This is a genomic window from Dyella tabacisoli (assembly GCF_003350925.1).
In the GTDB taxonomy this organism is placed as follows: domain Bacteria; phylum Pseudomonadota; class Gammaproteobacteria; order Xanthomonadales; family Rhodanobacteraceae; genus Dyella_C; species Dyella_C tabacisoli.
This window is the reverse complement of sequence record NZ_KZ857175.1, coordinates 329,734-336,327: the sequence shown is the minus strand read 5'-3', so window position 1 is coordinate 336,327 and position 6,594 is coordinate 329,734. Positions and strand designations below refer to the sequence as shown.

Here is a 6,594-nt window from a genome sequence, read left to right as displayed (position 1 = left end):
GAACGGGGAACGGGGAACGGGGAAAAGCCTAAAAAGCAGGAGCAAAAAAGCAAGAGCAAAAACAAAGAAAGGTCAAAAAAGAACGCAGACCCACCATATCCCCTCGAACTTCATGTTCCCCGTTCCCCGTTCCCCGTTCCCTGCCCTACAGCCCTTATGCCAAGATCGCGCGCTTCGGGGGATGGAAAAGCACCAAATGAAAGAACTGACCAGCGCCAGCGAGTTGTGCTGCGCGAACTGCAGCACCTCGATGCGAGGCGACTTTTGCCACGACTGCGGCCAGTCGATCCATAGCGTACTCAAGCCGGTGCATGGCGTCGTGGAAGACGCGCTGGAAATGGTGCTGCACGTGGATGGCCGCATCGCACACACCGTGCCACCGCTGTTCATTCGGCCGGGCTTTCTGACGCTGGAATATTTCTCCGGCCGTCGGGTGCGCTATGTAACGCCATTTCGGCTGATGTTCATACTGTGCCTGCTGGCGTTCTTTGTGGGCCACATAGCGCTGGATCAGGTCTCCAGCACTACCGACAGCATCGGCCATATCTCGGTTGGCGAAGGCGAGAATGCATTCGCCAAGGCAACCACGCCCGCCGAAGTGCGCCGGTCCCTGAAGGGGCAATTGGCCGGACTTGAGATTGCGCGTCAAACTGGCGTCACTGCCGGCCTGGACACCGCCGAGCAAGCCTTGCGCAGACAAGCGCGCGAGCGTCTGATCGCCTTGGGTGAAGCACCCGCCGCAAGCACCTCTGCCGCCACGCCGGCCCATGCCAGCTCCACCGCAGCAAGTAACAGTCAGCCGGCCACGGAGGAGCTGAGCAAGGACGATGGTGCATTGAATAACCATGACTGGGGCAGCCGCCACGACCCGGTATCCATTGCCTGGCTACCGGATTTCGTCAACGCCAAACTGGATCGTGGGCTGATGCACCTGAAAGCGAATGTGCAAGCCCTTCGTGCCGGCGGCGATTCCAAGCGTGAAGCTATTGAACGCTTTAAAGCCGGCACCTTCGCTGTGCTGCCGATGACCATGTTCATTCTGATGCCGGTATTCGCCTTGCTGCTGAAGGTGGTCTATCTGTTCCGGCGTCGGCTGTATATGGAGCACCTGATCGTGGCGTTGCACAGCCACGCTTTCCTGTTTCTCACCTTGTTGCTGATATCGCTGGTCAGCATGTTCGGCGTCTGGTTGGTGCCTCATGCCGCATGGCTGGCTGCGCCGCTGCGCTGGATCGAAGCCGGGCTGGGCCTGTGGGCGATGGCCTACCTGCTGCTGATGCAAAAGCGGATCTATCGCCAGGGCTGGATCATGACCGTGCTGAAATATCTTCTTGTCGGCTGGTGCTATCTCTGGCTCCTGACGATTGCCTTGGTCATCGCCATAGCATTCGGGGCTGCGAGCTACTAGAGGCGAACCGACCTGCTTGGCCTTCCGCCCCTCTGCGGGGGCGATTTATTCGCCGAACAGTTAAGGATTCGTCGGCGTATGGTGAAAGGCCTGTTGGTGCGGCTTTTCGTCACATACAAGCGGCCCGAATCAGGGTTTTTCACAGCGTCGCAAAACTGTCAAGAGTTGTAACGACTTGATGGCAAGCAGATGAACGCCAGCCAAGCGCCAATTGCAACATATTGAAATAAAAGACTATTTCAGCATGGCTAAAACTTGCACACGCTGTCAGGAAAGCCGTTCTTATGCGCCTAAAGACACCCTCTCCAAGCTGCATCCACAGACTTATCCACAGGGTCTGTGGATAAGCGAAAAAGCCCCGCCCGAAGAGTCACTTACCTGTGACTCCTAGATGACAGGGCAGCAAACATGCGCAAGCACACCTGTCACCTGCCATTCGCCGCCGCATGCCGGTTCGCACGCTTGACTCTTTGGATAAGTCTTGACGCGGTTACACTGTTTCTCCATGCCCGCCGTACTCCGTGTCGCCCTACCCGTACCTTTGCCCACCCTGTTCGACTATCTGCCGCCTGCGGTAGGTAAGTGCGACGCCGGTAGCCGAGTGCTGGTGCCATTTGGCCGCGGCAAAATGGTCGGTGTCGTGGTCGCCGCCGATGTCGAAGCCAGTGTTGGCGGCAACCGGCTCAAGCGCGTACTGCGTCTGCTCGACGACACTCCCTTGCTCGACCCTGAGTTGATGAAGACCTTGGCCTGGGCCGCCGACTACTGGCTGGGCGCACCCGGCGAGGCCTATGCCAACGCACTGCCGTTAGCGCTGCGTGAAGACAAGCCCCTGCCCGCCACCGGCGAAGAAATCTGGACCCTGACCGTGGCCGGTCAAAGCGCGCGCGACGCCGGCAGCCGGCGCGGCAGCAGCAAGCTCTTGTTGGATGTCCTGGCCACCGGCCCGCTCGCTGCCGGTGAACTGGACGTGCATCTGCCGAGCTGGCGCACCGCCGCCCGCCGCCTGGCCACCAGTGGCTTGATCGAGCGTGGTGAGCGCATCGCCGCCGTCGATCAGCAGATCACCACGCCGTGGCCGCTGACCGAAGAACAGCAGCACGCCGCCAGCGAAATCAGCGCTACGCTCGGCAGCTTTCAGCCGTTTCTGCTCGATGGCGTGACCGGCAGCGGCAAGACCGAGGTCTACCTCGCCTTGATCGAACAGGTGCTGGCGCAAGGCAAGCAGGCGCTGCTGCTGGTACCGGAGATCGGCCTGGCGCCGCAGACGATGCGCCGCCTGCGCGAGCGCCTGGGCGTAGCGATCGAAGTGCTGCATTCCAACCTGGCCGAAGGCGATCGGGCACGCGCCTGGTTGCGCGCCCGCTCCGGCGAAGCCAAGGTCATTCTCGGCACTCGCTCAGCGGTGTTCACCCCTTTGCCGCAGGCCGGCATCATTATCGTCGACGAAGAACACGACGGCGCCTACAAGCAACAAGATGGCTTTCGTTATCACGCGCGCGATCTGGCTCTGCTGCGCGCGCGCGCGCTGAATGTGCCGGTGCTGCTCGGCTCGGCCACGCCCTCGCTGGAATCACTGGCCAATGTCGAAGCCGGCCGTTATCGCGCACTGCATTTGCGCGCACGGCCAGGCACGACACGACCGCCGCAAGTGCAAATCATCGACATGCGTGCGCAGCGCCTGGAACACGGCTTGTCGCCGGCGCTGCTCAGCGCGGTCAGCGAAACCGTGGCGCGCGGCGAACAGGTGCTGGTATTTCGCAATCGACGCGGCTATGCCCCGGTGTTGCTGTGCCATAGCTGTGGCTGGCACGCCGAATGCCCGCGCTGCGAACATCCGATGACCTTGCATGTCGGTCGGCGCCAGCTAATCTGCCATCACTGCGATTACCAGACGCGGGTGCCGGAAACCTGCCCGGCTTGCAACGCGCCCAATCTAAAACCGCAAGGCCAAGGTACCGAACGATTGGAAGAAGCGCTGGTCGCGCAGTTTCCCGATGTGCCCGTGCTGCGTATCGACCGCGAAACCACCCGTCGCCGCGACGCTTTTGAAGATTTGCTGGAGGGGTTGCGTGCCGATGGGCCGGCGATCCTGGTCGGCACGCAAATGCTGGCCAAAGGCCACGACCTGCCTAACCTCACCCTGGTCACCATTGTCGGGGTGGACGAGGGTTTGCTCAGCGTCGATTTCCGCGCCAGCGAACGACTCGCGCAATTGGTGGTGCAAGTAGCCGGCCGCGCTGGCCGTGCACGCAAGCCCGGACGCGTGCTGTTGCAAACCCATCATCCCGAGCATCCGCTGTTGCGCGGCCTGCTTGCGCAGGGCTACGCCGCCGCCGCGAAAGAGTTGCTGACCGAGCGCCGCCTGTCGCAACTGCCGCCCTATAGCCATCAAGTCTTGCTGCGCGCCGAAGCCCATCAGCGCCCTCATGTCGACACCTTTCTCGCCGAAGCGCATGCCGCGCTGAATGTCGATCAATTGCAGATTGCCGGGCCAATGCCCGCACCGATGCCGCTGCGCGCGGGCCGCTATCGCGGTCAGTTGTTGATCGAAGCCCCTAGCCGCAGCCTGCTGCACAACGCGCTGCGACCTTGGCAACGACTGCTGTCCGCGATGCCGTCGGCACGACGCGTGCGCTGGTCGCTGGATGTGGATCCGATTGATTTGTATTGAGCCCTTTTTTTGCACACAGAACGCGCTCCCGCAAATCACACTAGGTCATCCCCACATCACATCACAGCACCTCTCCCCTCGAATGGAGGCATGACATGGCAGACCTTGGAACACGGCCATCTGATTCAATTCAATCTGATTCAATTCAACCCGATTCAATTCCGCCCGACGCCAAACCTCACGTAGTGATCCTCGGCGGCGGCTTCGGTGGCCTTGCCGCCGCCAGCCAACTCGCCAACGCCAACGTGCGCATTACCGTTATCGATCGGCGCAACCACCATCTGTTTCAGCCGCTGCTGTACCAGGTGGCCACCGCCGGGCTCTCCGCCCCGTCGATCGCCGCCCCGCTACGACAGATTCTGCGCAAGCAACGCAACGTCACCGTATTGCTGGATGAAGCGCTCGATGTGGATTGCACACAGCGCCGTGTAAAACTCGCCAACGGCACGCTCGATTACGACTTTCTGATCGTCGCCACCGGCGCCACGCATGCTTACTTCGGCCACGACGACTGGGCGGCTTACGCCCCCGGCCTGAAGACCATGGACGATGCCTTCACCATTCGCCGCCGCGTGCTGCTCGCCTTTGAACATGCCGAGCGCGAAGACGACCCCGCGCGCCGGCAAGCCTGGCTCAATTTTGTCATCGTCGGTGGCGGCGCCACTGGCGTGGAACTGGCCGGCGCCCTGGCCGAAATCGCGCGGCATACCTTGCCGCGCGAGTTTCGCCGCTGCGATCCGCGTCAAGCCAACGTCTTGCTGGTGGAGGCCGGGCCACGCCTGTTGCCTGGGTTCGACCCCACACTGTCGGCCAAAGCTCAGCGCCAATTGGAGCGCCTCGGTGTGCAGGTACGCACCGGCACCGCAGTCACCGCGATTGACGATAGCGGGGTGATGTTGGGTGAGCAGCCCTTGACCGCACGCACGGTGCTGTGGGCGGCCGGTGTCGCCGCTTCGCCGCTGGGCCGTTTGCTGGGCGCACCGGTGGATCGCGCCGGCCGGGTACAAGTGAGCGCCGACCTCAGCCTGCCTGAGCATCCAGACGTCTTTGTGATTGGCGACCTTGCCAACGTGATGCAAGACAACGGCAAGCCGGTCCCCGGCGTGGCGCCTGCAGCCAAGCAAATGGGCCGCCATGCCGCCAGCCGTATTCGTGCGCGCCTGAACGGCGACAACCGGCCGCAACCCTTTCGCTATCGCGACGATGGTGCCCTGGCGACGATCGGCCGGATGGCTGCGGTAGCGCAGTTCGGCCGGGTGAAGTTCGCCGGCGTGGTGGCCTGGTGGATCTGGCTGACCGCGCACGTCTATTTCTTGATCGGCTTTCGCAACCGCCTGGTGGTGATGCTCGATTGGGCCTGGGCGTACTGGACCTATCAACGCCACGCGCGCATTGTCACCGGCTCGGATGATGCAAAAAATACCCATTTATCCAACGACGCATAGCGGCACAATAGGCTGCTATACACCCACGCCCCTGACGGAATTCAACGTGTCTTCCCAACTCGAACAACTGCGCCAATACACCACCGTAGTCGCCGATACCGGTGACATCGAAGCGATTGCCCGTTACCAGCCGGTCGATGCGACCACCAACCCTTCGCTGCTGCTGAAAGCGGCCGAGCTGCCGGCGTATGCGCCGCTGATCGACGAGGCGGTGGCATGGGCCAAGAGCCGGGCAAAAACCCGGCAGGAATACCTGGCCGACGCATCGGACAAACTCGCGATCAGCATCGGCAAGAAAATCGTCGGGCTGGTGCCTGGCCGCGTGTCCACCGAGGTGGATGCGCGCTTGTCATTTGACACCTCGGCCACGATCGCCAAAGCCGAACGCTTGATTGCGCTCTATGACGACATCGGCGTGCCGCGCGAGCGCATCCTGATTAAGATCGCCTCCACCTGGGAGGGTATTCGCGCCGCCGAGCAGTTGGAGCGCCGCGGCATCCACTGCAATCTCACCTTGCTGTTCTCGTTCGAGCAAGCGGTGGCTTGCGCCGAAGCCGGTGTGTTCCTGATCTCGCCTTTTGTCGGCCGCATCATGGACTGGTACGTCGCCAACACCGCAACCAAGTCCTACACGCCCAGCGACGATCCCGGTGTGCAATCAGTGCGTCGTATCTATGCCTGGTACAAACAGCACGGCTTCAGCACCGTGGTCATGGGCGCCAGCTTCCGCAATCTCGGTCAGATCCAGGCCCTGGCTGGCTGCGACCGTCTCACCATCAGCCCGGATCTGCTGGAAAAGCTTGCGGCCGACCACACCGAACTGCCGCGCGCACTGCACGACGAAAGTATTCGCGAGGCCAAGCCGGCACCGATCAATGAAGTGGCTTTTCGCTGGGGCCATAACGAAGATGCGATGGCGACAGACAAGCTTGCCGACGGTATTCGCAAGTTCGCTGCCGACCAACGCAAGCTGGAAACCTTGCTGGCGGCAAAGTTCTAGAGCACTACACGAAAAGCCCCCCCTCCCAACCTGCCAAGGGGGAGGGGCAAAGCGCTGCCACCTCAGC

Annotated in this window: 4 protein-coding genes; all 4 read left to right on the top strand. The window is 62.0% G+C overall.

All coding sequences use genetic code 11. From position 1 onward, the window contains the following. The first annotated feature begins 196 nt into the window (after positions 1–196). The 4 genes from DVJ77_RS08365 (at position 197) to tal (ending at position 6,527) form a co-directional block, all read left to right on the top strand. Positions 197–1,408, top strand: a complete 1,212-nt coding sequence (locus DVJ77_RS08365) for a DUF3667 domain-containing protein (protein WP_114845026.1) — start codon at positions 197–199, stop codon at positions 1,406–1,408. A gap of 505 nt (positions 1,409–1,913) precedes the next feature. Continuing rightward, a complete protein-coding gene (locus DVJ77_RS08360; protein ID WP_114845025.1) occupies positions 1,914–4,082 on the top strand; it encodes a primosomal protein N' in 2,169 nt (722 codons plus the stop codon). Positions 4,083–4,240: 158 nt separating this feature from the next. Further along, positions 4,241–5,527: an NAD(P)/FAD-dependent oxidoreductase gene (locus tag DVJ77_RS08355; protein WP_380038992.1), complete on the top strand. Its 1,287-nt coding sequence runs from the start codon at positions 4,241–4,243 to the stop codon at positions 5,525–5,527. A 46-nt stretch (positions 5,528–5,573) separates the two neighbouring features. Next, the gene (gene tal, locus DVJ77_RS08350; protein ID WP_114845023.1) at positions 5,574–6,527 is read left to right on the top strand and encodes a transaldolase; all 954 of its coding nucleotides are present in this window, start codon (positions 5,574–5,576) and stop codon (positions 6,525–6,527) included. Positions 6,528–6,594: the final 67 nt, after the last annotated feature.